Below are 25,268 nucleotides of genomic sequence, written 5' to 3'. Positions count from 1 at the left end.
CCAGCCATCCAAAGCCCTTCGTCTGGAAGGCGGACCCCGACGAAATCATCGCCGCACGTAACCGGGGGTTCCAAACGTTGGAGTCAATCCACTAGCGAATCTCGTCGCAGGCGGGCTTCGCTTGACGAAAGGGAGGCGCAACCCGGATTTTTTCGCGCGCGACCAGATCATCGTCAAAAATCGGTCCATGGCCCGTCCACCTTTCCATGAAGGGCATCTTGAGAAAGGCACTGTGCAAGAGGCTCAGGGGCGCAGTCTCTGCGCAGAGAATCTCAGACAGCAGCCGACAAGGCTGGCCCACCGAGAGTGCCGTAATGGCGGATGACAGCTTTTTGCCCTTTGGTCGCCAGAACGCGGCATTCTGCAAACGGCCCAGACCCGATCATTCACAACCGCCGATTTGAACGTCTGGTTCCGCCACAAGCCGACACGCTGCTTAGGAGACCGCCGGTCGACCCGGCTAAAGACCGGATGTTGGTGGAAAGGCGAATTCCGGCTCTCGCTCCATTATGATTTGCTCAAGGCGCATCGACGAGCTCTTCGAGAAACAGCGCGATCAGGCCGGTCTGTGTATCCACCCCGGCCTTGGCATAGACCCGCGCCAACTGGGCGCGGATCGTGCCGGTTGCTGAACCGCGCAGCCCAGCGATTTGGGCGATGTCGCAGCCCTTTATGGCAAACAGCGCCACATCGGCCTCGGCTGGGGTAAGCGTCCATTCCTCGAAGCGCAGGCGGATGAGTTCGGCCAGTGCGCCTTTGGCGGCAGCTATCGCCGTTTCATCACGCCGCGCCGAAGCGATCAGTCCGCGCACCTGCAACGCGCCGAGCACGACGGCGGCAAGCAAGGCAAAGGCCGCCATCGCCTCGATCAGCAGATGCGCTCCCATACCTTCGGCCACGATATCTGCGGCCAGATCGGCGATGAAGAATGCTGCGGCTAAGGCCTGCAAGGCCACCAGGATCGTTATCCCGGTTGCCTTGCGTTCCAGTTTGCGGGCGCGTGTCTGCATCTGAGTTGCCTATCGCTGCAGCGGCAGCATCGCCACAAGAACCTGCCGCCCGCTCCGGCGGGTTTCGAACAGCACGCCTGCCAGATGCAGCAGGATCAGCAGATAGAGCAGGTTGGCGGCCGTCTCATGCACTTCGCCCAGCAGGCCTTCTCCTTCCTCACCGCCCTCGTTATGTTCCTCGCTGTGTTGGTCAGAGCTCACCAACTCGGTTGCGCCGCGCTGCTCGACTTCATTGTCGGCGAGGCTGATCGGCGGCACGCCTGCCATGGCAATTCCGGTGGCGATGATCGTCAGCAGGCAGCCCCAGATCGAATAGACCATAAAGGCGCCCAACGGATTGTGCGAAGCGTGCTGGCTGGACTGCCCGGTACGGATCTCGCGCAGGTGGGCCATAGCCTTGCGGGCCTGGGCCAGAAGGCACCAAAGCGGGCTTCAGCAGGGCCGATCAGGCCCCACAGCAAGCGCAGGCCAAGGATCGCGGCTAAGCCATAACCTACCCAGATATGAAGGCCTGAGCCTTCCTCTGTGAAAACGGCATTGGCGAGCACGGCGATCGCTATTGACCAATGGGTGATCTTGACCACGGGATCCCAGCGGCGGCGGATCGATGGTGCATTGTTGTTCATGGCAGTGCCTCCTATCAAGGCGCCCGGCCCCGTCTTCGATGAAGGGGCCAAAAGCGCACCGGCAGGCAAGAGGTGGGGCACTGCGGCGTGCACAGCCATTGGCGCACCGCTTACATGAGGCAGATAAGCCGTAGCTTATGCTCTAACTGCGGAGGTCAGGAGCCTCAGACGCTGACACCGAAGAGCCAACCGACCGCAGCCGTAATGGCCATTGCGAAGATGCCCCAGCCGAGCACGCGCAGAACTGCAGGCACGATTGGCGCCGCGCCGGCCTTGGCTCCGAGAGCGCCCAGGATCGCCAAAGACAGCACCGACACGATCAGCACGGACAGAATGATGGCCGAAGGAGGCGAAAAAAATGCCGCAATGACTGGGATAGCCGCTGCCACGCTAAAGGTTGCACCCGAAGCCAGCGCGGCTTGCAACGGACGGGCTGCAAGGTGATCGGACAGACCCAATTCATCCCGCACATGTGCGGCCAGCGGATCGAGCGCGGAAAGCTCCCGCGCCACGGTTGCCGCCGTTTCGGCACTGAGACCCCGGCTTTGGTAAATTGCGGCGAGTTCGGTCTGCTCATCCTCCGGCGTCAGCGACAGCGCCTCTTGTTCGCGCTTGATATCCGCCTGCTCGGAATCGCGCTGGGACGAGACCGAGATATACTCGCCCGCTGCCATCGACATGGCGCCAGCGACCAGTGCGGCCACACCCGCGACAAGGATTGCCCGCGGCTCGGGGGTCGCCGCCGCCACGCCGAGGATCAGCGAGGAGACCGAAACGATCCCGTCATTGGCACCCAACACCGCGGCCCGCAGCCATCCGGTGCGCTGGACATAATGGGGGTCATCGGGATGCGCGCTCGCGGAGCTCATGGTTGCCTTCCCTCCTCCGTCGCAGCTGCGCGAGGACATGTCCGCTGTCGGACGATGCACTGCGGAAAGCAAGCGGCGGAGGATGATCGCTACTGCCAGTGACCGGCAAATAGCGCGCAACCGATAGTCATCCGAATGGCATCGCATGGAACAATCCGCTGCACCTTCGGTTAGATCAATAAGCACACTGCCCCGAGCTTCGCCCGATACCGGCGGACATTGCTTGCACGCTGCGGATCGCGCAGTCCCATTCCCCGGCGCCCTTGCAGAGATGCAGGTGCGGGAGTTGATGCAAGTGCTGAACATCCCAATCGCCGACAAATCGCCTCCTGCCCGAGGCATAGTGGCAGCTACTCAATCCAGAACTGGCGACACTAGCTCCGCGGAACACCGGATATGACGCGCTGGAAGCTGGCATTCTTCGCGGTCATCGGATTGGTGATCGCGCTTTGGTTCACGAGCGTCGATCTTGCTCCGATGTCAGGCGGGATCTGGCCGGTCCGCGGACTGCTTGTGCCGTTGACCGGTATCCTGGCGATTGCCTTTATGGCCGTGGCCATCCTGCTCGCGGCACGACCAGTTCAGATCGAAACGGCCTTGGGCGGCCTCGACAAGTTCTATCGGCTGCACAAATGGCTGGGCATCGCCGCTGTCGTGATGGCGGTGCTTCACTGGTTGGTGGAAAAGGGGCCCAAATGGCTGGTCGAATGGGGCTGGCTGGAACCCCGGCAGCGGGTGATTGGCGCGGTAGCAGAGCCGCGGCCCTTCGCCGAATTCAGGGACTTCGCCGCCGATCTGGGTGAGTGGGCGTTCTACCTGCTATTGGTCTTGGCCGCGCTCGCCCTGTGGCGGCGGTTTCCTTACCACCTGTTCTTCAAGACCCATCGCCTGATGGCGCTCGTGTTTCTGGCACTGGCATTCCACGCCGTGGTGCTGACCCCGGCCAGCTACTGGAGCGCGCCGATCGGATTGGTGATGATCGGACTGCTGGCGGCAGCGGCGGTTGCGGCAGGATTGTCGATCTTCGGAAGGATCGGCAAGTCGCACAGGTTCGTGGGCGAAGTGACCGATTTTCATATCCACGAAGGCAACGCTGTCCTTGATGTCGGGGTGAAGCTGGCGACAGCCTGGCCCGGCCACGCGGCCGGACAGTTCGCCTTTCTGAGCTTCGCAGACGCAGAACACGCCCACCCTTTCACCATGTCTTCGGGCTGGGCCAACAACGGGCGCCTTGGATTCAGCATCAAAGGCCTCGGCGACTATACACGGCGCCTGCCGACGATCATCAAGGTCGGGCAGGCCATCACGGTGGAAGGCCCTTATGGCCGCTTTGACTTCGGTTCGGCCAGTGGTCCGCAGCTGTGGATCGCAGGAGGGGTGGGGATCACGCCTTTCATAGCGCGAATGGAAGCGCTCGCGTTGTCCGGCAAGCAAGCAGACGTCGATCTGATCTATTCGACTGGCGCCCCTGACGGCGGGTTCATCGATGAAGTTCGCCGCGCAGCAGATGCAGCCGGAGTGCGGCTGCGCATTGTCGACACCGGGCAAGAAGGATTTGTCGATCTGCCAAAATTGGCCGTGTGGATTCCGCAATGGCGCAGCGCCGCCGTATGGTTTTGCGGTCCAGCAAAATTTGGTGACAGCCTACATCACGCCATGCGAGCAGGTGGCCTGCCTGCTACCCTGTTCCACCGTGAAATGTTCGAGATGAGGTAGGCCGGGCTTACTGGACCGATCTGGACAATCTGTACGAGTGCGCCGCTGTGCTGGCCGGAGTTATGCCCTTGGCACTCATGTGGTCAGTCCTGCACGTTCTTGGGTCCGCGCAGCTAATGCAACAGAGCTAAGTCTGGCACCCTATAGCCATCCGGCGGCCCACGCAATCACCACTGCGGCAGGCACCAGCAACGCCTGTGCCAGCAGCGTGCCGGCGAGGCGGCTCAGTGACACCCATATCATCGCCCGGCGGAAGGTCGCTTCACTTACGCTGCCATCGACCACGTCGTCGGTTAGCGCGGAAATCTGCGGGTCGATCAGGGCAAACAGCAGGATCGTGGCAAAGCCGTTGACGATGGCGGTCATCTGCGAGGCGGTGACGCGGAACTCGGGGACGAGATAACCCGCATAGAGCGAGGCCAGCACGCCCACCGCCAGCAGGCCTTGCGCGGCGGCATTGGCGATAAGCACCGGCCAGCTTACCCCGCGCGGGCCTTTGAACGATCGCAGCGTCTCGGCAGAAGGCAACGCGACCGAATCTCGGATCGTGCTGAGGCCCGACGGGGTCACGCTTCGTAACAACAGCTTCGCGGTCGAGCGGTTGGCCTGAAAGAAGGTGATGGCCGCTGCGAACAAGCGCTGGCCCGTCGGCACCAGAAGGATGCCAAGCGCCACGGCAGCGGCGGCGGAAAACAGCACCAACCTGAGATCGAACAGCAAGGCATCACCAGCGCCGTTGGCCAACCCGGTCTCGATCCGCTTGGCGAGGAAGGGCCCCAAAAACCCGTTCGAGGTGCGCGACACCAGCAGCAGCACGTTGAACAGCGCAAAGCTCAACGCAATCCGCCCGGTGCGCACCCCGGCAATGCGCGCAGCATAGGCGAGCGCACCGATCAGGTTGATCACGCCGGTCAAGGCGCAGATGAGGATCAGTTCGGTGTCCATGCTACGTCCAAAGGCCCTAGATGATCGGCCACGCCCGGAAGATGCTGTAGCTGCTGGTCACGATCAGCACCACCGCCACCGCCAGCAACAGCGTCCTAGGCTGGACGCGGCTGGCGAGGATCGCCCCGAACGGTGCGGCGATGACCCCGCCGATGATCAGGCCGACGGTGACGAGCGTGAAGGCGGCAAATCCCAGCGTCGCGATAAAGGCGATCGAGATCGAAAGGGTGAGCAGGAACTCGGCGGAATTGACTGTGCCGATGATCTTCCTCGGGTCGCCGCCCTGGATAAGCAGGTTCGAGGTGACGACCGGCCCCCATCCTCCGCCACCCGCCGCATCGAGGAACCCGCCTGCCAATGCTAATGGGCGGGTGTAGCGTGGATCCTCAAACCGAGGCTTCGACAACCGGATCGCCCGCCAAAGCAGGTAGAAGCCGATTCCCGTAAGGTAGAGCATAACAAACGGTCGCGCGGCCGAAGCGTCTATGCTGGACAGCAGATAGGCACCGCTCACGCCCCCCAGCACGCCGAAGGGGACCAGCCGCCAAAACAGCCCCCAATCGACATTGCGGTGCCAGATATGGCTCGCCCCGGATGCGCCCGTGGTGAACAGCTCGACCAGATGCACGCTGGCCGAGGCCGTCGCGGGCGGTACGCCCATGGCGCTCACCAGCAAGGTCTGGGTGATGACCCCGAAGGCCATCCCGAGCGCTCCGTCGATCATCTGCGCGGCTATGCCGATGGCGATGAACGGCGCGATGTCGATCAGGAGCGAGGTTATGTCAGGCATGAGGTAGTCCTCTCTGCGCTTTGGCAGGTCTAGAAGGTGATCGAGGCGGTCGCGCCCCAAGTGCGCGGGTCGCCGGGTAGCCCTGCAATCAGCCCGGTGTTGCCGGGGCCAACGAAGAGCTGCTCGAAATAGTCTTCGTCAAAAGCATTCCTGACCCATGCGAACAGGTTCAGCCCGTCTTCCGAGCGGAAGCCAAAACGGAAGTTGGACAGGTGGTAACCGTCGATATTGGTGTAGATCGACGGCGAGGGATTGGACGAGAAACCCGACCGATAGCTGCCGTCATAACCGAGATAGACCTCTCCCGTCTTGCCGAGGAAGGTCGCCGAAACGTTGCCCTCCGCACCAAAGGAAAATGCCCATTTCGATACCCCCGGCAGGCGCTGGCCGGAAATGTCGCAATTGGACGGGCTGATCCCGCCCGGGGTGCCGGGCGCGGACGGGTTTTGGCCCGCGGTCGCCGTGGTGCCACCCGACAGTTCGGGCGGGCAAGGCGCATCGACGAAGCGCACATACTTGGCATCGGTATATGCCCCACTGGCATAGGCAGTGAACCGCTCGCTCGGGCGGACCGAAAAATCCGCCTCGATTCCCTGCGATTGCACCTTGTCGGCATTGGCGAGGAACCCGCGCAGCACCCCGAACTGGCCGTTGTTGACTGTCGCCTGATAGTCGCGGATTTCGGTGCGGAAGGCGGCGAGGTTCAAGGTCGCGCGGCGATCCCAGAACTGGGTCTTCAGGCCCAGCTCAAAGTGATCGACCTTTTCGGGGCGGATCGTCCCTGCCTCAGCAATCGGCACGGCATTGGCGTCTGTGGGCAGGCCGTTCTGGTTGATCCCTAGGGTTTTGAAGCTGCGCGCATAGGTGCCGTAGGCCAGCACATCGGGCGCGAGTTCGTAGCTGAGCGTCAGGTCATATGTCAGGTTCCAGTCGGTATCCTCGGGCGCACTCACCTGCGGCTGGAACACGCCGAGCTGAGCGCGACTGCGGGCATCGGTCTCGGTGCCGATCAGTTCCGTGCCCGTGCCGGTGAACACGCGGCGCTGATAAAAGCCAGCCTTCCGGTCGTAATTGAGCCGCGCGCCCGGCTGGATGGTGAAGGCATCGGTAAGCTTCCAGCTCAGCTGGCCGAACAGGGCGAGGCTGGTGCTTTCGAGCACTTGCGTGTTGCGTGCGGTCAACCCGTCAAGCACGCTTGGATCGAGCGAGAGGGGATTGTTCGGCGCAATCGTCCACCGGCTCGATGCAGGGCCGTGCGCTTCGGTGCCCTGCGTGTCGATCCGCTGGTCGAAGGCGAAAGCTCCGAGCACGAAGTCGAATTTGTCGCCCGTATAGGCGTAGCGGAACTCCTGCGTATACTGGTTCTGCTCCGAAGGGTTCTGCGACAGCGAGACGATCGGCAAGCCGGTAAAGTCGCGATCGTTTTCGGGCTTCCAGTCCCAGTAACGCCATGCCGTGACTGAAGTGAGGGTTCCGGGGCCAATGTCCCATACCGCACGCAAGGCAGCGCCTGCGATGACGTTGCCGGCGTTGAGCTGCGAATCGAGATCGGTCACTCGGTCGAACGGGTTGGTGCTGGGCGGCGTATAATCCTGCGCTGCGGCGAGCGCGGCGAACTGGCGGTTCAGTGGCCGCTGGGTTGCCCCGGTGCGCACGAAAACCGACCCGCAGCAATTGGCATCCTGCTTGTTGTAATTGCCCACCAGCGTGATCTTGAGGTTATCCGCCGCCTCCCACAGCACCTGCGCGCGCACACCAAGGTTATCGAGGCTCTGGATATCCTGTCCGGTCGTGACATTGCGGATCGTACCGCGCCGCGATGTGCCGGAAAAGGCAATGCGGGCGGCGACGTTCTCCGATAACGGACCCGACACCGCGAGGCGCGCCTGCCGGAACTCGAGATTGCCGAGGCTGATCTCCGCCCGCCTGCCGGAACTCGAGATTGCCGAGGCTGATCTCCGCCCGCCCCTCGAAATCGAAGCTCGGCTGATTGGTGGTGATGTTGATCGCGCCGGCAGTGGTGTTCTTGCCGTAGAGCGTGCCCTGCGGGCCGCGCAGCACCTCGATCTGGGCGACATCGAGGAAATCGAAGGTCGCCGAGGCAACGCGCGAGTAATAGACGTCGTCCACGTAGATGCCGACGCCCTGTTCGAACCCGTCGCTGGTCAGGCCGAAGGGCACGCCCAGCCCGCGGATGTTCACGGCCGTGTTGCGCGGGTTGGAGGAATAGAATTGCAGCGTAGGCGCAAGCTGCTGGAGCCGGTTCACGTTGAACGCCCCGGTCTCGTCGAGCTGCTTGGAATCGAGCACCGACACTGCAATCGGAATGTCCTGCGCGCGTTCAGAACGCCTGCGAGCTGTGACGATCATTTCATACACCTTAAGCTCTGCGGCGGCGGCGGTGGTTGCATCATCGTCGGACACCGCGTCCTGCGCGGTGACAGTCGTCGGGAAAATCGCGGTCAACGCCGCGCCAAGCAGCAGCATGCTGCGGATCGAATTCGGATACATGGTCTCGCCTTTGCAAGCGGGCATGCATCCGGTGGTCCGGTCTGCTGGTCCCTGAAGATGTTTGGTGGGGTCGAATCACGGCCGATCAATCGGTCAGCCGCTTCCTTTCGGTTACGTCGATCTGCATGACCTTCCCGTCATGCACAGTCAGCTGGATCGCGCCGTAGCGCAGACGCCCTAGCGCCTCGCTCACCAGCGCCAGCGCATCGGGCAAAATGCCGCCCGCGCCGGTTTGTTTCTCGTCACGGTCCATAAGCGGGCCTTTCGTTACGCGGATTCGATCCGCAACGAAGGAACTAAACTCAAGTGAATTGCTTGACAATAGGGTTGGTGCGCAGAATTTCTGTCTGGCGGCGAAAGGTGGGGTTTGCGCGCCGAGGCGAATTGCCGTGGCGGTCAGGCTTCATCGTCTGGAAATGCGGGCACGGGCGTGATGGGATCGGATAGGCGAATGCCATCGAGGATCTGCGCCGTCCGGTCGCGCACATCCAGCAGCAAGGCGCGTGTCCGGCACTCGCCTTCCTCAAGGCAGTTCTTGCACTTCTCATGCGCATAGCGGCTGGCGCAGGGAACGAGGGCAAGACTGCCGCGCATGTGCCGGATCAGGTCGCCGTAAGTGATGTCGACCGGGGGGATCGCCAGCCAGTATCCCCCGTCACGTCCGCGCAGGGACTCGACCAGCCCTGCGCGGGTCAGTTCCGAGAGAATTACCGTAAGGAACTTGGCGGGGATGTTCTGCTTGTCCGCAATCGCAGCCAGTTGCACCGGCCCCTCGCCAAAGTGATCGGCCAAGTGCTGCATTGCGCGTATGGCATAGCGGGTCTTCTGGGACAACATCGCCCATTGTCTATCTGCCAAGTAGGCAATGGGGTCAAGCCACCTGGCGATCGGGTGTTGCATTGGATGGTGATTTGAGGCCGGTCCCTGCGTGTCGGGTTCCAGGACGCCATCCCCTAACTGCGGCCGTCTACTCTCCCGTGCATGGTCGTGTCTGCTTTTGGCACTGCCCGTCATTCTGCGGACCGTTTCGTAATGACTGATAAGTCCCAAATTCAGCCATCCAGGCTGACCGGTAACCTTGTCCGCTTTCTGGCGATCGACATGCTACCCACCAACCGACGTAGTGGCTCAAAACAGACATCTGAAAACTTCCGACAACACATGCGCGGGGCGATCCGAGCCACAGTTCAGGCAAGAAACGATTTCCTCGTCGAGCCTAGTGACCGGACACGTACTGATAAGCTCGTAACATAGGCACACCGTACGCGACAGGTCGCACTTATATCACTCTGATTTAAAACCTGAAAACGGCGAAAATTGGATGTGGCAGCTTCTCAATCAAATCCGACTTGCCAATCGGATCCGATAAACTGGACGCTACATCGCTGAAAAAGCGTCACAACTCCATCAAGGTTGGCTATCCGAATCTGATTGACGATTCCCAGCTTCGAATCCGAACCGGACTGTCCCAAGTTTTCCACATGCATCCAGCAAATTTAGGGTGCCGGTTGGGGGCCAGAGAAATTAGATCTTCAAACATTAGTCGATAATCTCATATTAATACGCCGTCTTTTGGCTTCCCGCTACCGCTCCATTCTCCCGTTATCGTATGTCCGATAGCGTCTGGACAGCCCCCTGAACGACTGCCGCCGCTACGATCGTGTCGAGGGACTGAAGCCGTTTTTGCGGGTATGTCGATCGAGATATCGCATGATGATGTCATCGGTGACGTTGCCGGTGTGGTTGAGAAGTAGCCGCGTTGCCAGAAGCGTTTGATGAAGGCGAGGATTTCGGCGGCTGATTTTGTCCAGTGATATGGATTGGGATTTTCGTTGTGAGCTTCGATGAAGCCGATGATGCCGGTTTCGAGTTCGGCAGTGGAGCGATGAATGCCGCAGTGCAGCTGTTTGCGCGCCAAATCTCACTCGAAGCCGTAATCCGAATAGTCCTTGTAATTGGGTGAGGTGAACTTGGTGATGTCGCTCTGGAAATGCAGCGGGACATTGCCGGTCGAACCGTGGCGCTGTTTGGCGACGATCAGCGTCGCCTTGCCCACCATCTGTTCGTATTTTTCCTCCCACGACCGGTATTTTTCCTGAACGTCTGGCGTGCTGCTGCCGTCGGGCATGTCGGGCTTCACCAGCATGTGGTAATAATCCGAGCGGAAGATGAACCACACCATGTCCGCATCCTGCTCGATCGAACCGGATTCGCGCAGGTCGGACAACTGCGGGCGCTTGTCCTCACGGCTTTCGACTGCGCGGGAAAGCTGCGAAAGCGCGATCACCGGCACCTGCAATTCCTTGGCCAGCGTTTTCAGCCCGCGGCTGATTTCGGAGATTTCATTGACGCGGTTGTCATTGGCGCGGCCTGACCCTTGCAGCAGTTGCAGATAATCGACCACGATCAGCCCGACGTCATGCCGCCGCTTCATCCGCCGCGCGCGGGTGCGCAGCGCTGCGATGGTGAGTGCCGGGGTATCATCAATATACAACGGCAATTCTGCGAGCCGCTGGCTGGCATAAGACAGTTTCTGGAAATCTTCGCGGCTGAGCTTGCCGCTGCGCAGGTTTTCTGACGAAATCTCGGCCTGTTCGGCCAGAATGCGCGTGGCGAGCTGATCGGCGCTCATTTCCAGGCTGAAAAATGCGACCGGTGCGCCGTAATTGAATTCGCCGCCATCGCGCTGCCATTCAAGATGCTTTTCCGCGCAATTGAAGGCGATGTTCGTGGCGAGCGAGGTCTTGCCCATGCCCGGTCGCCCGGCGAGGATCACAAGATCAGAATTGTGCAGGCCCGAGGTCTTGCGGTCGATTGTTTCAAGGCCGGTGGTCTTGCCGGACAGGCCGCCGCCTGAATTCATCGCGGCTTCGGCCATCTTGATCGCCTGCACCGCCGCATCGCGGAAGGTTGCTGCCTCGCGCCCGGTCGCCGCGCCTTCTGCCACGCGGAACAGATCGGCTTCGGCCTGCGCGATGCGGTCCATCGGCGAGGTGTCCTGCGAGGTGTCAAGCGCGCCTTCGACCAGCCCGCGCCCGACGCTCACCAGCTCGCGCAGCAAGGCCAGATCGTAAATCTGCTGCGCCAGTTCGCGCGGGGCGAGCAACCCGGCCCCGCTGGCGGTAAGCTGCGCCAGATAGGACGTGCCGCCCAAATCCTTAAGCGCCTCGTCCGCTTCGAAATAGGGGCGCAGCGTTACCGGCGATGCAGTGGTGTTGCGTTCGATCAGCACCAGCACGCGTTCATAAATGCGCTGATGCAGGGCTTCAAAGAAATGCTCGGGCCGGATCGGCACCTGCAGTTCCTCGATCACCCTGTTATCAATCAGCACCGCGCCGAGAAATGCGGCCTCGGCTTCGAGATTATAGGGCAGCTTGCGCATCGGGCTGTCGGCATCGCTGGTGCCTTCACCGGGGGCAGCGTTGATTCTGGTGACTTTTGCAGGTTCGATCATGGCGGTCTGATGCGCCTCACGCCCCCCATCGCGCAAGGGTGATCGCTGCCAATATTTATTTCTCATGCTGTGGATAGCGGGGAGAGTTTACCGAAGTGCTTGAAGTGCAGCCCCTGCATCTGCGAAGGCAGGGTCTATGGCCGATCTGCCGCGCGATTCCCTGCCCCTGTCACCTGCTGTTGCGGGGACGTATCGTATTGCGCAGGTAACGCTCGACGAAGCGACGATCCTGTGGCGCAACGCCGATGTCGAGCAGGAACGCCGCGTGGCGATTTATGACCTGATCGAAGAAAACACCTTCAAACCGGTGCGCGCGGTCGAGCGTGGGGGGGCTGGCCCCTATCACCTCCACCTGTCTGTGGCCGATGGGCGGCTGGCGATGGATATCAGCGACACCGCGGGCACGCTGCTGGAAACGCTGGTGATCGGAATGGCCCGGTTCCGCCGCCCGATCCGCGAATATTTCGCGATATGTGACAGTTACTATCAGGCAATCCGCAAGGCGACCCCGACCGAGATTGAAACCATCGACATGGCCAGACGCGGGATCCACAATGGTGCAGCGGAACTGCTGCTGGAACGGCTGGAGGGCAAGGTCGAAACAGATTTTGCCACCGCCCGCCGCTTGTTCACGCTGATCTGCGTGCTGCACATCAAGGGCTGACAGGTACATCATGGCGCGCGGGCGCAAGACATCCGGACGAAAGACACCGCGTCGCTGGCTTTTGCGGATCGGCGCCTTGGCTGCGTTAGTCGCGCTCGCCTTTGCGGCGTGGCTTTGGTGGGACATGCGTGAATGGCGCCCGAACGAGGCGCTCTATCCCGAACAGGGTGCGCTTGCGCCGGTGGGCGGGGCCGAGGTGAAGTTTGCCACGCTGAAAGCGATCGGCGCGCAATTCGTCTATCTGCCGCTGGTGCTCGACCCGCTGCCCGATGCGCCGGGCGGTTTTGCCAATCGGTACCGGCGCGCGCGCGCTGCCGGGATGAAAGTGGGTGTCGTGCTCAATTTCGACCCCTGCGCTCCGGCCGATCTGCAAAGCGGGATGTTTGCGCAGATGGTACCGCGCGACCCTGACCTGCTGCCGCCTGCGATTGGCCTCACCCGGCTTGCCGATGGTTGCTCTCCCAAGGTCAGCGATGCAGCGGTGGAAAGCGAGCTGATGACGCTGATCAATCAGATTGAAACCCACGCGGGCAAGCCGGTGATCCTCAAACTGAGCCGCGCGTTCGATCAACGCCACAACACCGCCGCTGCGCTGACCCGCGATCTGTGGTTGGTGCGCGACCGGGCGCGGCCGGACTATGCGGGCCGACCGTGGCTGCTATGGAGCGCCAACAGCGCGTTGGTGAGCGCGGCGAGCGAGGAGCCGGTCGAATGGGTGGTGGTGCAGAAATGACCCTGGATAATGCGCAGGAACAGGCGCTAATCAGCGCCGCAATCGCCGCCGCCGAGCACTCCTACGCGCCCTATTCCGATTACCCGGTGGGCGCAGCGTTATTGTTTGATGATGGCGCGATAGTGACCGGCTGCAATGTCGAAAACGCGAGCTACGGCCTCGCACTGTGCGCGGAAACGGTCGCGGTAGCCAAGGCGTTGGGCGAAGGTCGGCGCGGTGGATTGGTCGCGGTAGCGGTGGTGGGCCTCAAGGCAGGGATCGAACCGATCACCCCTTGCGGGCGCTGCCGTCAGGTCTTGAACGAAGTCGCCGCGTTGGGAGCAACCGATCCGCTGGTGCTGTGCGTGAGCGAGGCGGACGTGCGGCGCGTAACGCTATCCACGTTACTGCCGCACGCCTTCGGGCCTTCGAACCTCGCTTAGGCCTCTTTACCCCCCAACCACTCCACCAACGCCGCCATGCATTCGCGGCCCAGCAGCTTGCAGCGTTCGGGGCTCCAGCCTTGTTCGGGCTCAGGGAAATCGGCGAGATCTTTGTAAGGCATTTCCAGCGTCATCGCGACCGCGCCGAACCGCTGTGCGACCTGATTGGTGCTCATCGACAGATTGGCGCGGCCCGCTGCGGCCTTAGGATAACCCAGCTTCGTCTGAAAATCCGGGGTGCGGCGGTCAAGGATGCGCTGATAGCGGTAATAGCCTTCGCCCTGTTCTTCGCTCCACGAAGGGATGCCTTCAAATCCAGCGAGAAACACCGCCGGGATCGCCTCATCCGCGTGGACGTCCATGGCGAAGTCGACGCCGGTTGCATCCATCCGATTGCGAATCGCCAGCACTTCAGGCGCGCGTTCCGGTGTTGGATCGGCCCATTCGCGGTTCAGGTTGGCCCCAACCGCATTGGTTCGTAAATGCCCACGCCTTGAACCATCAGGGTTGCAGTTGGGCACGATATGGATGCGGCACGCCTTGCGCAGCGCTCGCGCCACCGGATCGGCGGGATCGGTCAGGCATTCCAGCGCGCCTTCGATCCACCATTCGGCCTGCGTCTCGCCCGGATGCTGGCGGGCGTAGAGCCACACCTGCACATCGCCTTCGCCCATTTCCAGGCAATCGATCGGCTGACCATCCAGCGTGGTGCCCAACCGCACCAGGTCGACGCCCTCGCATGAAGCAGTTTCAGCGATCAGATCGTGATGCCGCTCCATCGAATAAGGCGCAAAATACGCGAACCAGCATACGTCCGATGCGGGCAGATAGCGGATGGTGAGCGTCCCGCCATCCTCGTCCGGATTGTAGGTGCTCTCCGCACGCGTCCAATAATCGCGATCTTCGCTGACGCAGGCGTTATAATCAGGCCAGCCGCCGGGATAGGCGCTGGCATTCAGCCCGGTCAGCTTCAGAATCACGTCTTCGCCCGCAGTGGCGGCGACGCGGAAATAGAACCACTGGAAGAACTCGGATGCATTATCCTGCCGGATCGCCAACCGCGCAGTGCGGCCTTCGATCCCGAGCACGTCGATATTGCCGCCGTCGAAGGCGGCATCGATAAACATTTGCGTCATTTGGTTCCTTGAAGTTGCTTGACCTTGATCGTCACGGTTTCGCCATCGCCGCCGGGAAAGTCACGGAACAAGGCTGCGGCCAGGGTGCGGGCGCTGGCGTCGACTTGCGAATAGGGCGATTTCACCCCTGTCGCAATTTGCGCGCGGCCTTCCCACAAGGTGGCATTGTCACCTTGGTTGATGCGCACTGAAAGTTCGGTGATGGCCGTGGCGTCTTCGCGCCCGCCGCCCAGATTGAGGCCAACGCCAAGGCCGACACCTGAGCCGTAGCTGCCCGTCTGCCCGCCGACCCCGACGCTGACCGGGCCGCGCTCGGTCCGGGTTTCCGCGACGATGGCGTTGCGGCTGGTGCGGATCGCAGCGGTTTGATCAGCGCGGCCTTCGGTAACAGTATAACCCAGCGCCGCGAGTTCTGCGCTGACCGCAGCGGCAAACGCACGGCGTGCGCCTTCGTTTCTGATTTCATCGGGAAAGTTGATCGCAATTGTCCCCTGGCCCAGCGCGGCGCGCTCTGTTGCCGGGGCGACAAAGCGGGTGACTTCGACCGGGCCGGTATAGGGCGTGGTCGCGCAGGCCGACAGCGCCAGTGCAGCGGTGACAGTGACAGGGGCAAGCAGGCGGAATGTGGACATGGCGAATTCCTTTTATAGCGCCGTCTATATAGAGTCGGCGCATCAATGTGCACAGGGGCGCTGTGCCGTTTAAAAGGTTGACGTTTTCTAAGCGATCTTTGTGATAGGGGCACTTCCCATGATGTCTCACAACAAACCTTGCGTGCTCGTGACTGGCGGTGCGGGCTATATTGGCAGCCATGCGGTGCTTGCGCTTAAAGACGCGGGCTGGCCGGTGGCGGTGATCGACAATCTTTCGACCGGCTTTCGTTTCGCCATTCCCGATGGCGTACCGCTGTATGAAGGCGATATTGCCGATGCTGGCCTGCTCGCGCGCATCTTTGCCGAACAGGGCCTGGGCAAGGGGCGCGGTGCGATCATGCACTTTGCCGGATCGATCATCGTGCCCGAAAGTGTCGCTGACCCGCTCAAATATTATCAGAACAACACCGCCAAAAGCCGTGCGTTGATTGCCGCGGCGCTGGCGGCAGGCGTGCCGCATTTTATCTTTTCCTCGACCGCTGCGACTTATGGCATCCCCGATGTGGCAGCGGTTAGCGAAGACACGCCGCAGCACCCGATCAACCCCTATGGCTGGTCAAAGTTGATGACCGAGCAGATGCTCGCCGATGTCGCCGCCGCGCATCCGATCAATTGCGGGGTGCTGCGCTATTTCAATGTTGCAGGGGCCGATCCGCAGGCGCGCAGCGGACAATCGACGGCAGGCGCCACGCATCTGATCAAGGTGGCCATCGAAGCGGCGCTGGGCCTGCGCGAATCGGTCGCCGTGTTCGGCACCGACTTCGCCACACCCGATGGGACCGGTGTGCGCGATTACATTCATGTCAGCGATCTGGCTGCGGCGCACGTGTTGACTTTGGAGGCGCTGATGGCAGATCCGGCGCGTTCGCTGACGATGAATTGCGGTTATGGCCGGGGGTTTTCGGTGACCGAGGTGTTAGATGCAGTCGATCGCGTGACGAATCGCAAACTCCATCGCCGGATCGAGGGGCGGCGTGCAGGCGATCCCGATTCGCTGATATCCGATCCTTCGCGGCTGAAACGGACGCTCGGTTGGCAGCCGCAGCACGCCAAGCTCGACACGATCATCTCCCATGCGCTGGCGTGGGAGCGCAAATTGTCCGATTTGAGAGTAGGGGCGTGACGCAAGCGCATTGACGCGGGACGCCACTGCCGCTAACGGCACGCTTCAATTTCCGCGCGTCGGGCCTGATCCGGCGCGCTTTCCATTTGAAAGCCGAGAGCCATGAAGATCGTCAACAGCCTCAAGTCGCTCAAGGGCCGCCACCGCGATAACCGCGTGATCCGTCGCCGTGGGCGCACCTATGTCATCAACAAGACCGACCGTCGCTTCAAGGCTCGTCAGGGCTAAGCGATTCGCGGTGCGGCTGCCCGATGCGGTAGCCGGAACAATCAACGGCCCGCCTCCTCACTGGAGCGCGGGCCGTGATCGTTTGAGGAGTGGGTGACGTGCAGAAAGCCGTGGTGTTCGATGTCGGGCGAGTGCTGTTCCAATGGCAATTGCGCGCCTTGTTCGAAAAGCTGATCGATGACCGGGGTGAACTCGATTGGTTCCTCGCCAATGTGGTGACCGAGGAATGGCATTTCGACCATGATCGCGGGCGGGCGCTAGCCGATATGGTGCCCGAACGAATTGCCGCATTCCCGCAGTATGAAATGCTCATCCGTGCCTATGCAACGCGTTTTAACGAAACCGTTCCGGGGCCGGTCGCAGGGTCGCATGAGTTGGTGCGGCGCTTGGCAGCCACTGGCGTGCCGTTGTTCTGCCTGACCAATTTCGGCGACGAGTTGTGGCAGGTGTTCCGCCCGACTCAGCCGATTTTCGACCTGTTCGATGACATCGTCGTTTCGGGGATCGAAAAAGTCGCCAAGCCCGATCCGCGCATTTACGAAATCACCGAAACACGCAGCGGGCGAAGCGGCGCTGCGCTGTTTTTCACCGACGACAACCCTGATAACATTACCGCCGCCAAGGCGCGCGGCTGGGATGCCCACCTCTTCACCGATGCGGCGAGCCTTGAAAGCGCACTGACCGGGGCTGGACTGCTCTAACAATCACTCAAGCAAGGCGCTGCAACGACGCCGAAGGCGCTTGCCTGGATGGGTGAGCGCAAAACAGGAAAAGCAAAACCCCCGGACGCGCTCTGGGAACAGCGCGCATCGGGGGCCTTGGAGCTCTGTTCCAGCTGGAGAGGGTGCCGGACAGAGGGGGGATGGGGTTACAGCCAGATCAGCCGTTGCACTTTGCAAGTTCGTCGGCCGCCAGGTCTTCGCCATCGACCTTGAAGGCCGCGACTTCACCAAATTTGCGGTTGAGGCCGCGACAAACCCGCAACGGGCGGGCGCTTGCCTTGTTCGCGACGCAGGTGTTGTCTTTGCACGCCCAGGCGACGCCGCCGGCGACGGCGCGATTTTCACTGATCGGTGCAGCAAGGGTGGCGGTGTAATAGGCGTTGCCTGCTGCATTTACCGGGGTCGCAGTGGCAAAGCCAAAGCTTACGCCGGTATACAGCAGCGCGGTGGCGAGGATGGCGAGCTTGCCGGTGCGGGGAACAGAGAGGGTGTTGATCATCTGGGTAATCCTTTTGTTTTTGTGCCCTTGGGGCGGTGGTGCTTTGGCGTCTGCGCCGCTATTTTGCAACGCAACATTTCGATTCGAAACTAGTTGCTATTCGCCACCTATATATTTAGGTTGCTTGTTGCAACTGAAAAATGAAATTTTTTGTGGCAACTCGGAAAAGCGGTTACACACCTCCTGAAGATGGCAAGGAACACGAAGCATGGGCGACTTGAGAGAACCACTGCGCGATCTGATCGAATGCGGGCTGCCGCAGGCGCTGGAGGTCATGGGTGAGCGCTGGTCGTTCATGATTCTGCGCGCGAGTTTCAACGGTCTCAAGCACTTCGAGGAATTTCTGAGCGAGCTCGGCATTGCCCGCAACATCCTTTCGAATCGCTTGGCCAAGCTGGTTGAACACGGCATTCTGAAACGCGAACCCTGCGCCGATGATCGCCGCAAGATCGAATATCGGCTGACTGAAAAAGGACTCGACCTGCTGCCCGCGATGCTGGCGCTGCGCCAGTGGGGGCAGAAATACGGCAGCGAACAGGTGTTCGAAGACCCAGTGCTGGTTGACGAACGCGATCGCCTGCCGATCGGCCCGGTGTCGATCCTCGCGCATGATGGCCGCATCCTTGGTCCGCAAGATCTTTGGCTGGTGCGCCCTGAAAACCTCGGGCTTCGTGCCGATGGCTCGGTGGCGACCCTCGCCGCAGGTCTGGGCAAGGGTGACGTGGTCGATCTGGCCGCAGCCAAGGCCGCTGCTGCGCGTTGATCCGCCTCCCGATTATCCGACGATAGCGGTGCCTGTGCGGGTGCCTTCGGGCTATCCGATGGGCTAGGGTCGCGCGATGCACGCGCCCGCAAATCCTGACATTCACGACATTCTTCGCCGCACCTTCGGCTTTCCCGGCTTTCGCGGGCAGCAGGAAGCGGTGATCGCGCGGGTGATGCGCGGGCAGCACAGCCTTGCGCTGATGCCGACAGGCGCGGGCAAAAGCCTTTGCTATCAGGTGCCGGCGCTGGCGCGGCGCGGCACCGCCATCGTCATTTCGCCGCTAATCGCATTGATGCACGACCAGATCCGGTCGGCGCACGCGGCGGGGATTCGCGCCGCGTCGATGACCTCGGCGGATAGTGACAATGCCGCCACCGCCGAGGCGTTTCGTGCTGGCGCGCTCGACCTCCTCTACGTCGCGCCCGAACGCGCTGCGACCAGTGGGTTTCAAGCGTTACTGGAACATACGCAGATTGCACTTTTCGCGATTGATGAGGCGCACTGCGTATCCGAATGGGGCCACGATTTCCGCCCTGATTATCGCGGGCTGCGGCCCATGCTCGATCGCTTTTGCAATGTCCCCCGCCTCGCTCTCACCGCCACCGCCGATCCGGCCACGCGCGTCGATATTCTGCGCCAGTTGGGCATTCCTGATGACGGGCTGATCATCGCCGGGTTTGACCGGCCGAATATCCGCTACGCCATCACGCCGAGGAATAACGGCCCGCGCCAAATCACCGATCTGCTTGCACGATTATCCGGCGCAGGGATCGTCTATGCGCCGAGCCGAAAGGCGACTGAAGATATCGCGGCGGCAATCACCCGCACGGGCCGCGAGGCAGGGTTCTACCACGCCGGGTTAGACCCGGAACGGCGCGCCGCGACGCAGGCCGCATTCGTGCGGTCGGAAAGCATGGTAATGGTCGCTACCATCGCGTTCGGCATGGGGATCGACAAGCCCGACGTGCGCTTCGTGATCCACGCCGGCCTGCCCAAATCGATCGAGGCCTATTACCAGGAAACCGGCCGCGCCGGACGTGATGGCGATCCGGCTGAGGCGCATCTGTTGTGGGGGGTGAGCGATTTTTCGCGCGCGCGCCAGTGGCTGGGCGATGTCGAGCCGGAGCGGCTGGCGGGCGAACAAGCACGATTAAACAGCCTTGCCGCGTTGGTCGAAACCCCAGAATGCCGCCGCGCGGTGCTGCTCCGGCATTTCGGCGAGCACCCGCCAGAACGGTGCGGCAATTGCGACAATTGCGAAAACCCGCCGCGCGTGGTCGATACCAGCGAGCTGGCGCGCAAGCTGTTATCGGCGGTCTATCGCACCGGGCAAAGCTTCGGCATCGGCCACATCGAAAAGGTGCTGACCGGCCAGAGCGACGAACGCATCACCAGCCGCGCGCATGACAAGCTGTCGGTGTTCGGCATCGTCGCTGGCGAGGAGGCGGCGCTGCTGCGCCCGCTCGCCCGAACTCTGGTGGCGCGCGGGATGCTTGCGGCGACCGAACATGGCGGGCTGATGCTCGGCCCCGCAGCGCGTCCCGTGTTGAAGGGTGAAGCCAGCGTCACTATCGCCGAGCCGCCGCCAAAAGCCCGCCGCAGCCGCCGCGCACGCGGCGAGGCTGCGCCCAACCCGGTCGGCAACCCGCTGTTCGAGGCGCTGCGGGCCAAGCGCAAGGAACTCGCCAGCGAACACGGCATCCCGGCCTATGTCATCTTCCACGATTCGGTGCTGCGCGACATGGCGCACAAATGCCCTGAAACTCTGGCCGAATTGGGCGAGATACCAGGCGTGGGGGCGAAAAAGCTGGAGACGTGGGGCGGCGATTTCTGCGCGGTCATCCGCAACCATCTGACGGGTTAATGCACCGTGCTGAAAAGGTTAGCGCGGCGCCTGCCGCAGCGTGTAATCAATCCTGATCCGCACCCATGATCCGAACTGTTCGCGCCCGCCAATCCGTGCGGGTCGGACACGGAACTGCCATGCAGCGGCCATCACCGCCCGGCCGATCTGCGACCCCGCAGGCGTTTCTCCGATCAGCACGCAATCCTCGACATAGTAATCGGGCACGGTCTTGCACGCGATCAGCGCAGCTCCCGGCCCGTTGGCGGTGGAGAGGTAGCCCGCCAGCTCGGAATCGGTCGGTTCGCGGTACCAGCGCGCGGCGTATAGCGGCTCACCATTGGGCGCGGTGCCGACGCGCTGACTGTCGCCTGCGGTGCGCGGGTTGCCGGTATCGGCGGGGCCATAGGTGCGCCCCGGATTGATCCTGGCCGCGATGGTCGGTGATGGGCTCGGTTGCGGTTCAGGTTGCGGCGGCGCGGGCGGTGGCTCTGCGGAAGGTTGCGGGTTCAGGTTCAACGGCGACAGGCGCAACGCTTCAGGCTGGGCGACCGGCTGCACAACTTGTTGAGTTGCAGTGGTTTCGGGCTGCGACTGTGGCGGCTGCTCAGGCTCTGGCTCAGGCGGGGCGGCGAAATCGGTCGCGGCAAATTCGGTAACGGCCTGCTTGCCATCCTCAGTACCTGCGATCCCCGCGCCGAGCGTTAACAGCAACAGCACGATGAGCGCTTCGATGGCGATAGCGATGGCCAAGCTCGCCGCCTTGCGCCGCGCTGGACCATGCCACAACGCGCCGAACCGCACGACAAGCCCGTGCGGTTGCTCGGCCACCATTGCTGAGGGATCGTCTGAAATTGCCAATGCGCCCTTGATCGGCCAGATTGCGGGGGAATGATCCGGCCTTGCGGTATTCCTTAACCCGTCATCAGGCGATAGGACAATGCCTCTGCAATATGGACCCGGCCCACGGTGTCTGCCCCGGCAAGGTCAGCGATGGTGCGCGAAACCCGCAGCATTCTGGTGTATCCACGCGCCGACAACCGCAGTTTCTCAGCCGCTTGCAACAAAAGCGCCCGCCCCGGTTCGTCGGGCGTGGCAAAATGTTCGAGCTTTTCGCCCTCCAGTTCCGCGTTTGATCGCACGCCCCGGCTGACTTGCACCGCGCGCGCTGCTGCAACCCGGCGGCCAACCTCGGCGCTGCCCTCAGCCGGCGGAGGCAGCGCCATGTCGACCGCGCTCACCGCTGCGACATGGACGTGAAGATCGATGCGGTCGAGCAGCGGGCCGGACAATCGTGCCTGATAATCGCCAACGCAGCGCGGATATTTGTTGCAGTTCCGTGCCGGATCGCCCGCATAGCCGCAGCGGCACGGGTTCATCGCTGCCACCAGCTGCACCCGCGCCGGGAAGGTCACATGGGCATTGGCGCGCGCGACATCGACCTTGCCGGTTTCGAGCGGCTGGCGCAGCGAATCGAGCACCGGGCGCTGGAATTCGGGCAGTTCATCGAGGAACAGCACCCCCAGATGCGCCAAGCTGACCTCTCCGGGGCGAACTTTCAGCCCGCCGCCGGTCAGCGCCGCCATGCTGGCCGAATGGTGCGGCGCGCGGAACGGGCGGGCGCGGCTGATCCGCCCTGCCTCAAGCGTGCCCGCGACCGATTGCACCATTGATACTTCAAGCGCTTCACCCGGTGTAAGGTCAGGCAGGATACCGGGCAGGCACGATGCCAGCAGGCTTTTCCCCGAACCCGGCGGGCCGACCATCAACAGATTATGCCCGCCAGCCGCCGCGATTTCGAGCGCGCGCTTGGCGGTTTCCTGACCCTTTACCTGCTTCATGTCCGCGCTGTGGACGACATCGGTGACTTCGCCGCGCGGCGGTTCCTGCAAGACAAGGCTGCCCTTCAGATGCCCCAGCAGGCTGACCAGATCGCGCGGGGCCAGCACCGGCACCCCGCTCGCCCAGCGCGCCTCCGGGCCTTGTTCAGCGGGACAGATCAGACCAACTCCCGCCTCACTCGCATGCAGCGCCGCGATCAGCACGCCGGGGCTGGCGACCACCCGGCCATCCAGCGCCAATTCTCCCACCGCAACCCAATCCCCCAATTGCTCGGCATCGGTCACACCCATTGCCGCCAGCAGCGCCAACGCAATCGGCAGGTCATAATGCGATCCGTCTTTGGGCAGATCGGCGGGGGAAAGGTTGATGGTGATCCGCTTGGGCGGCAGCGCCAGACCCATCGCCGACAGCGCCGATTGCACCCGTTCGCGGCTTTCGCTGACCGCCTTGTCGGGCAGCCCGACCACGGTGAAACGCGGCACACCGGGCGCAACCTGACACTGCACCTCCACGGCGCGCGCTTCCAGCCCGAGATAGGCAACTGTCCGAACCAGCGCGACCATTCAGCGACCCCATTAACCCGTTTCAGATGGGTTTGTGCAGCTTGGCGAGAGACTTGTCGAGCGCTGCGGCGCGGTTTGGCAGGGATTTTGAAAGCATATCTCTTGGCAATTCCGGAAGGCGTGCGGGCCGATGGTGGCTTGGATGACACGCGCCCTCGCCCTGATCTCTGCCATGCTGATGGCCGCGCTTGCGCTGCTGCTGCCCGGCGGCGCGGCGGTTGCGCAATCGGATTGGGGCGCTGCGCGGCTGGTGAGCACGACTAGCTGGGTCGAGGAATGGGATCCGGCGACGCAGGCGTGGGTGCGCGTGGACGATCACGCAGCCGAGGTTACTAGCGCAGCTTACGAGACCACCACCACAGTTATGGAAGCGGGCGGCGTCACCATTACCGAGACCATTACCACCGCGCCAACGCGCTTCATCGCGCAGCCGTTACGGCAGGCCGGGCAAGGCGCTGGCTTGGCGCAATTCGGCCCATTCCGCGTGCTGGACGCGCGCCGTGCAGCCTTGGTGGCGAGCACCGATGCTGCCTCTCCGGCCGCGTTTGCAGCGATGCTGGCGGCGTATCCGGGGTTGGAAGTGATCGATTTTGTCGATGCGCCGGGCACCAATAATGATCTCGCCAACCTCGAACTTGGCCGGGCGATCCGTGCGGCTGGGCTGTCCACCCATGTGCCTGACAGCGGATCAGCGCGGTCGGGTGCGGTCGAGCTGTTCCTCGCCGGAAACGAGCGCACGATCGCGCCCGGCGCGCTGTTTGCGGTGCATTCATGGCGCGATGAACGCGGGCGCGAACCCACCGATTTTGCACCCGACGCGCCCGAAAATCGCCTCTATCTCGATTATTATGCCGAAATGGGGATGAGCGCGGATGACGCGCAGGCATTTTACGCGATGACCAATTCGGTGCCGCATGCGGCCGCATTGTGGCTGGGAGCCGCCGATATGGCGCACTGGATCGCCCCGCGCGCCCCTTTGACCCGCGCGCTTCCGCCGCAACTTGAACCCTTGCTGCGCCGTGCGCTGGCCCGTTCTGGCAAGGCGCTGGCTGATGCGGCGCGGATGGGGTGGGCGACGCCGGCTAAACCTCAGGCTATGCCCGGGCTCGCTTATGCCGATCTTGGCCCGATGAACTTGGCCGTGATTGACGCGCCCTTGCTTGACTCATGGCTGGCTTTCCCATAAGCGCCCGCGCCTGATCTTGGTCGTGGATTGCGGCTGTGAACGGTGCGTTTGCGAGATGCCTCTCGTCAGGGTGCCGATAATTTTTCGAGGATGATATGAAGCGGACTTTCCAACCCAGCAATCTCGTGCGCGCCCGTCGCCACGGTTTCTTCGCACGCAAGGCGACCCCCGGTGGCCGCAAGGTGCTGCGTGCCCGCCGTAACCGCGGCCGCAAAAAGCTCTGCGCGTAATTTTCTGGCGCCCTCAGGCGCCGGGCGCGGGCCATCCGGCCCGCTTGGCTATCGCGGCATAAGCCGCGGCGGGCAGTCGCCCTTGCGGGCTCCCATTGGGAGCCCGTTTGTCATATGGTGGCCCCTGTGATCCCCGTTGTGATCTCCGTCCTTACCAAGCGCGCCGATTTCCTCAGCGCCAACACTGGCACGCGCAATGCGCGCGCGGGGTTTGTGTTGCTCACCCGGCCCAATGGTGGGAAGGGTATTCGCTTTGGCATTACCGTCACCAAGAAAATCGGCAACGCAGTGGTGCGCAACCGGATGAAGCGGCGGTTCCGCGAATTGCTGCGCGCCGCCCTGCCCACGCAAGGCCTGCCCGATCACGATCACGTGCTGATCGGCCGCGCGGGCGGAGTGGAGCGCGATTTTGCGCTGATGGCCGAAGAACTGACCAAGGCGCTTGATCGCGCGCGCGAAGGCAAGGGCGATCCGGCTGGCGGTCGTCGCCCCAGAAAAGGGAATCGCAAGTGATGAAGCACCTTCTCATCCTGATTGCGCGGCTCTGGCAAATCGGCCCATCGCGCATTCTGCCGCCGACCTGTCGCTATTCCCCATCGTGCAGCCAGTATGCGATCGAAGCGATCGGCAAATATGGCGCGTTCAAGGGTGGATGGATGACGACGAAGCGGCTATTGCGCTGCCAACCATGGGGTGGGTGCGGGCATGATCCGGTTCCTTGAGGACTGGAAAACGCA

Annotated in this window: 26 protein-coding genes and 2 pseudogenes; 13 read left to right on the top strand and 15 right to left on the bottom strand. The window is 62.5% G+C overall.

Annotated features, from left to right (window positions below):
• Nucleotides 1-518: 518 nt before the first annotated feature.
• The 3 genes from ACSSV3_RS12385 to ACSSV3_RS12375 all read right to left on the bottom strand — a co-directional run bounded on the left by ACSSV3_RS12385 (nt 519) and on the right by ACSSV3_RS12375 (nt 2,505).
• Nucleotides 519-1,010, bottom strand: a complete 492-nt coding sequence (locus ACSSV3_RS12385; protein ID WP_354326280.1) for a helix-turn-helix transcriptional regulator — start codon at nt 1,008-1,010, stop codon at nt 519-521.
• A gap of 9 nt (nt 1,011-1,019) precedes the next feature.
• Nucleotides 1,020-1,424, bottom strand: coding sequence for a cytochrome b/b6 domain-containing protein (locus tag ACSSV3_RS12380; protein WP_354326297.1), 405 nt, complete (start codon nt 1,422-1,424; stop codon nt 1,020-1,022).
• Nucleotides 1,425-1,800: 376 nt separating this feature from the next.
• Nucleotides 1,801-2,505: a VIT1/CCC1 transporter family protein gene (locus tag ACSSV3_RS12375; protein WP_354326278.1), complete on the bottom strand. Its 705-nt coding sequence runs from the start codon at nt 2,503-2,505 to the stop codon at nt 1,801-1,803.
• A 396-nt stretch (nt 2,506-2,901) separates the two neighbouring features.
• Here ACSSV3_RS12375 and ACSSV3_RS12370 point away from each other — a divergent pair, with 396 nt between their 5' ends.
• Nucleotides 2,902-4,221, top strand: a complete 1,320-nt coding sequence (locus ACSSV3_RS12370) for a ferredoxin reductase family protein (RefSeq protein WP_354326277.1) — start codon at nt 2,902-2,904, stop codon at nt 4,219-4,221.
• A gap of 141 nt (nt 4,222-4,362) precedes the next feature.
• On the opposite strand, the gene ACSSV3_RS12365 is transcribed toward ACSSV3_RS12370, so the two are convergent.
• The 7 genes and pseudogenes from ACSSV3_RS12365 to ACSSV3_RS12335 form a co-directional block, all read right to left on the bottom strand.
• On the bottom strand, nt 4,363-5,166 hold the full coding sequence (locus tag ACSSV3_RS12365) for a lipid II flippase Amj family protein (protein WP_354326276.1): 804 nt from the start codon (nt 5,164-5,166) through the stop codon (nt 4,363-4,365).
• Nucleotides 5,167-5,182: 16 nt separating this feature from the next.
• Nucleotides 5,183-5,956, bottom strand: coding sequence for a sulfite exporter TauE/SafE family protein (locus tag ACSSV3_RS12360; protein WP_354326274.1), 774 nt, complete (start codon nt 5,954-5,956; stop codon nt 5,183-5,185).
• 29 nt (nt 5,957-5,985) lie between these two features.
• Nucleotides 5,986-8,443 (bottom strand): annotated as a pseudogene (locus ACSSV3_RS12355) (TonB-dependent receptor).
• Nucleotides 8,444-8,552: 109 nt separating this feature from the next.
• Nucleotides 8,553-8,720 (bottom strand): YezD family protein, encoded by a 168-nt coding sequence (locus ACSSV3_RS12350; RefSeq protein ID WP_354326273.1) that lies wholly within the window; start codon nt 8,718-8,720, stop codon nt 8,553-8,555.
• 143 nt (nt 8,721-8,863) lie between these two features.
• On the bottom strand, nt 8,864-9,304 hold the full coding sequence (locus ACSSV3_RS12345; RefSeq protein WP_354326272.1) for an RrF2 family transcriptional regulator: 441 nt from the start codon (nt 9,302-9,304) through the stop codon (nt 8,864-8,866).
• A gap of 815 nt (nt 9,305-10,119) precedes the next feature.
• Nucleotides 10,120-10,241 (bottom strand): annotated as a pseudogene (locus ACSSV3_RS12340) (IS200/IS605 family transposase); the annotation flags it as partial.
• 147 nt (nt 10,242-10,388) lie between these two features.
• The gene (locus ACSSV3_RS12335) at nt 10,389-11,921 is read right to left on the bottom strand and encodes a replicative DNA helicase (protein ID WP_354326270.1); all 1,533 of its coding nucleotides are present in this window, start codon (nt 11,919-11,921) and stop codon (nt 10,389-10,391) included.
• 136 nt (nt 11,922-12,057) lie between these two features.
• On the opposite strand from ACSSV3_RS12335, the gene ACSSV3_RS12330 reads away from it, so the two are divergent.
• From ACSSV3_RS12330 to ACSSV3_RS12320, 3 genes are all read left to right on the top strand, one after another.
• Nucleotides 12,058-12,585 (top strand): UPF0262 family protein, encoded by a 528-nt coding sequence (locus ACSSV3_RS12330; protein WP_354326269.1) that lies wholly within the window; start codon nt 12,058-12,060, stop codon nt 12,583-12,585.
• Nucleotides 12,586-12,661: 76 nt separating this feature from the next.
• Nucleotides 12,662-13,318 carry a glycoside hydrolase family 25 protein gene (locus ACSSV3_RS12325; RefSeq protein ID WP_454184814.1) on the top strand — a complete coding sequence of 219 codons (657 nt, stop codon included), beginning with the start codon at nt 12,662-12,664 and terminating at the stop codon, nt 13,316-13,318.
• Nucleotides 13,315-13,740 (top strand): cytidine deaminase, encoded by a 426-nt coding sequence (locus ACSSV3_RS12320; protein WP_354326267.1) that lies wholly within the window; start codon nt 13,315-13,317, stop codon nt 13,738-13,740. The genes ACSSV3_RS12325 and ACSSV3_RS12320 overlap by 4 nt, the downstream gene beginning before the upstream one ends.
• Here the strand turns inward: ACSSV3_RS12320 and ACSSV3_RS12315 are convergent.
• Both ACSSV3_RS12315 and ACSSV3_RS12310 read right to left on the bottom strand, forming a co-directional pair.
• On the bottom strand, nt 13,737-14,876 hold the full coding sequence (locus tag ACSSV3_RS12315; protein ID WP_354326266.1) for a M14 family metallopeptidase: 1,140 nt from the start codon (nt 14,874-14,876) through the stop codon (nt 13,737-13,739). The two genes, ACSSV3_RS12320 and ACSSV3_RS12315, sit on opposite strands and share 4 nt — an antisense overlap.
• Nucleotides 14,873-15,508 carry a hypothetical protein gene (locus ACSSV3_RS12310; RefSeq protein WP_354326265.1) on the bottom strand — a complete coding sequence of 212 codons (636 nt, stop codon included), beginning with the start codon at nt 15,506-15,508 and terminating at the stop codon, nt 14,873-14,875. The genes ACSSV3_RS12315 and ACSSV3_RS12310 overlap by 4 nt, the downstream gene beginning before the upstream one ends.
• 118 nt (nt 15,509-15,626) lie before the next feature.
• Here ACSSV3_RS12310 and galE point away from each other — a divergent pair, with 118 nt between their 5' ends.
• From galE to ACSSV3_RS12295, 3 genes are all read left to right on the top strand, one after another.
• Complete coding sequence (gene galE / locus ACSSV3_RS12305) at nt 15,627-16,652, top strand: UDP-glucose 4-epimerase GalE (protein WP_354326264.1); 1,026 nt, start codon at nt 15,627-15,629, stop codon at nt 16,650-16,652.
• Between the two features lie 102 nt (nt 16,653-16,754).
• Nucleotides 16,755-16,880, top strand: a complete 126-nt coding sequence (gene ykgO, locus ACSSV3_RS12300; protein WP_017666014.1) for a type B 50S ribosomal protein L36 — start codon at nt 16,755-16,757, stop codon at nt 16,878-16,880.
• Nucleotides 16,881-16,978: 98 nt separating this feature from the next.
• Nucleotides 16,979-17,581, top strand: coding sequence for an HAD-IA family hydrolase (locus ACSSV3_RS12295; protein WP_354326263.1), 603 nt, complete (start codon nt 16,979-16,981; stop codon nt 17,579-17,581).
• Between the two features lie 178 nt (nt 17,582-17,759).
• Here ACSSV3_RS12295 and ACSSV3_RS12290 read toward each other — a convergent pair whose 3' ends face one another.
• On the bottom strand, nt 17,760-18,170 hold the full coding sequence (locus ACSSV3_RS12290) for a CC_3452 family protein (protein ID WP_354326262.1): 411 nt from the start codon (nt 18,168-18,170) through the stop codon (nt 17,760-17,762).
• 139 nt (nt 18,171-18,309) lie between these two features.
• On the opposite strand from ACSSV3_RS12290, the gene ACSSV3_RS12285 reads away from it, so the two are divergent.
• Both ACSSV3_RS12285 and recQ read left to right on the top strand, forming a co-directional pair.
• The gene (locus tag ACSSV3_RS12285) at nt 18,310-18,864 is read left to right on the top strand and encodes a winged helix-turn-helix transcriptional regulator (RefSeq protein ID WP_354326260.1); all 555 of its coding nucleotides are present in this window, start codon (nt 18,310-18,312) and stop codon (nt 18,862-18,864) included.
• Between the two features lie 76 nt (nt 18,865-18,940).
• Nucleotides 18,941-20,731, top strand: coding sequence for a DNA helicase RecQ (gene recQ, locus ACSSV3_RS12280; protein ID WP_354326259.1), 1,791 nt, complete (start codon nt 18,941-18,943; stop codon nt 20,729-20,731).
• An 18-nt stretch (nt 20,732-20,749) separates the two neighbouring features.
• Here the strand turns inward: recQ and ACSSV3_RS12275 are convergent, their stop codons facing one another.
• Together ACSSV3_RS12275 and ACSSV3_RS12270 are read right to left on the bottom strand one after the other, a co-directional pair.
• Nucleotides 20,750-21,544: a hypothetical protein gene (locus tag ACSSV3_RS12275; protein ID WP_354326257.1), complete on the bottom strand. Its 795-nt coding sequence runs from the start codon at nt 21,542-21,544 to the stop codon at nt 20,750-20,752.
• An 80-nt stretch (nt 21,545-21,624) separates the two neighbouring features.
• The gene (locus ACSSV3_RS12270; RefSeq protein WP_354326255.1) at nt 21,625-23,115 is read right to left on the bottom strand and encodes a YifB family Mg chelatase-like AAA ATPase; all 1,491 of its coding nucleotides are present in this window, start codon (nt 23,113-23,115) and stop codon (nt 21,625-21,627) included.
• A gap of 142 nt (nt 23,116-23,257) precedes the next feature.
• On the opposite strand from ACSSV3_RS12270, the gene ACSSV3_RS12265 reads away from it, so the two are divergent.
• The 4 genes from ACSSV3_RS12265 to yidD all read left to right on the top strand — a co-directional run bounded on the left by ACSSV3_RS12265 (nt 23,258) and on the right by yidD (nt 25,253).
• Nucleotides 23,258-24,301: a hypothetical protein gene (locus ACSSV3_RS12265; RefSeq protein WP_354326253.1), complete on the top strand. Its 1,044-nt coding sequence runs from the start codon at nt 23,258-23,260 to the stop codon at nt 24,299-24,301.
• Nucleotides 24,302-24,396: 95 nt separating this feature from the next.
• Nucleotides 24,397-24,531, top strand: a complete 135-nt coding sequence (gene rpmH, locus ACSSV3_RS12260; protein ID WP_036801591.1) for a 50S ribosomal protein L34 — start codon at nt 24,397-24,399, stop codon at nt 24,529-24,531.
• Between the two features lie 114 nt (nt 24,532-24,645).
• On the top strand, nt 24,646-25,044 hold the full coding sequence (gene rnpA / locus ACSSV3_RS12255; RefSeq protein ID WP_354326251.1) for a ribonuclease P protein component: 399 nt from the start codon (nt 24,646-24,648) through the stop codon (nt 25,042-25,044).
• Complete coding sequence (gene yidD, locus ACSSV3_RS12250) at nt 25,044-25,253, top strand: membrane protein insertion efficiency factor YidD (RefSeq protein ID WP_454184813.1); 210 nt, start codon at nt 25,044-25,046, stop codon at nt 25,251-25,253. The genes rnpA and yidD overlap by 1 nt, the downstream gene beginning before the upstream one ends.
• Nucleotides 25,254-25,268: the final 15 nt, after the last annotated feature.

Source organism: Porphyrobacter sp. MBR-49 (assembly GCF_053628655.1).
This window is presented reverse-complemented; position numbering and strand designations above follow the sequence as displayed.

Excerpts from the sequence above, each read along its gene's own strand:
- ykgO (WP_017666014.1), top strand. The coding sequence starts at position 16,755 with ATGAAGATCGTCAACAGCCTCAAGTCGCTCAAGGGCCGCCACCGCGAT.
- ACSSV3_RS12350 (WP_354326273.1), bottom strand. The coding sequence starts at position 8,720 with ATGGACCGTGACGAGAAACAAACCGGCGCGGGCGGCATTTTGCCCGAT.
- ACSSV3_RS12335 (WP_354326270.1), bottom strand. The coding sequence starts at position 11,921 with ATGATCGAACCTGCAAAAGTCACCAGAATCAACGCTGCCCCCGGTGAA.
- ACSSV3_RS12270 (WP_354326255.1), bottom strand. The coding sequence starts at position 23,115 with ATGGTCGCGCTGGTTCGGACAGTTGCCTATCTCGGGCTGGAAGCGCGC.
- rnpA (WP_354326251.1), top strand. The coding sequence starts at position 24,646 with ATGGTGGCCCCTGTGATCCCCGTTGTGATCTCCGTCCTTACCAAGCGC.
- ACSSV3_RS12330 (WP_354326269.1), top strand. The coding sequence starts at position 12,058 with ATGGCCGATCTGCCGCGCGATTCCCTGCCCCTGTCACCTGCTGTTGCG.
- ACSSV3_RS12370 (WP_354326277.1), top strand. The coding sequence starts at position 2,902 with ATGACGCGCTGGAAGCTGGCATTCTTCGCGGTCATCGGATTGGTGATC.
- ACSSV3_RS12315 (WP_354326266.1), bottom strand. The coding sequence starts at position 14,876 with ATGACGCAAATGTTTATCGATGCCGCCTTCGACGGCGGCAATATCGAC.
- ACSSV3_RS12320 (WP_354326267.1), top strand. The coding sequence starts at position 13,315 with ATGACCCTGGATAATGCGCAGGAACAGGCGCTAATCAGCGCCGCAATC.
- ACSSV3_RS12375 (WP_354326278.1), bottom strand. The coding sequence starts at position 2,505 with ATGAGCTCCGCGAGCGCGCATCCCGATGACCCCCATTATGTCCAGCGC.
- ACSSV3_RS12345 (WP_354326272.1), bottom strand. The coding sequence starts at position 9,304 with ATGTTGTCCCAGAAGACCCGCTATGCCATACGCGCAATGCAGCACTTG.
- recQ (WP_354326259.1), top strand. The coding sequence starts at position 18,941 with ATGCACGCGCCCGCAAATCCTGACATTCACGACATTCTTCGCCGCACC.
- ACSSV3_RS12385 (WP_354326280.1), bottom strand. The coding sequence starts at position 1,010 with ATGCAGACACGCGCCCGCAAACTGGAACGCAAGGCAACCGGGATAACG.
- ACSSV3_RS12265 (WP_354326253.1), top strand. The coding sequence starts at position 23,258 with ATGACACGCGCCCTCGCCCTGATCTCTGCCATGCTGATGGCCGCGCTT.
- ACSSV3_RS12285 (WP_354326260.1), top strand. The coding sequence starts at position 18,310 with ATGGGCGACTTGAGAGAACCACTGCGCGATCTGATCGAATGCGGGCTG.
- ACSSV3_RS12360 (WP_354326274.1), bottom strand. The coding sequence starts at position 5,956 with ATGCCTGACATAACCTCGCTCCTGATCGACATCGCGCCGTTCATCGCC.
- rpmH (WP_036801591.1), top strand. The coding sequence starts at position 24,397 with ATGAAGCGGACTTTCCAACCCAGCAATCTCGTGCGCGCCCGTCGCCAC.
- ACSSV3_RS12365 (WP_354326276.1), bottom strand. The coding sequence starts at position 5,166 with ATGGACACCGAACTGATCCTCATCTGCGCCTTGACCGGCGTGATCAAC.
- yidD (WP_454184813.1), top strand. The coding sequence starts at position 25,044 with ATGAAGCACCTTCTCATCCTGATTGCGCGGCTCTGGCAAATCGGCCCA.
- ACSSV3_RS12275 (WP_354326257.1), bottom strand. The coding sequence starts at position 21,544 with ATGGTGGCCGAGCAACCGCACGGGCTTGTCGTGCGGTTCGGCGCGTTG.
- galE (WP_354326264.1), top strand. The coding sequence starts at position 15,627 with ATGATGTCTCACAACAAACCTTGCGTGCTCGTGACTGGCGGTGCGGGC.
- ACSSV3_RS12310 (WP_354326265.1), bottom strand. The coding sequence starts at position 15,508 with ATGTCCACATTCCGCCTGCTTGCCCCTGTCACTGTCACCGCTGCACTG.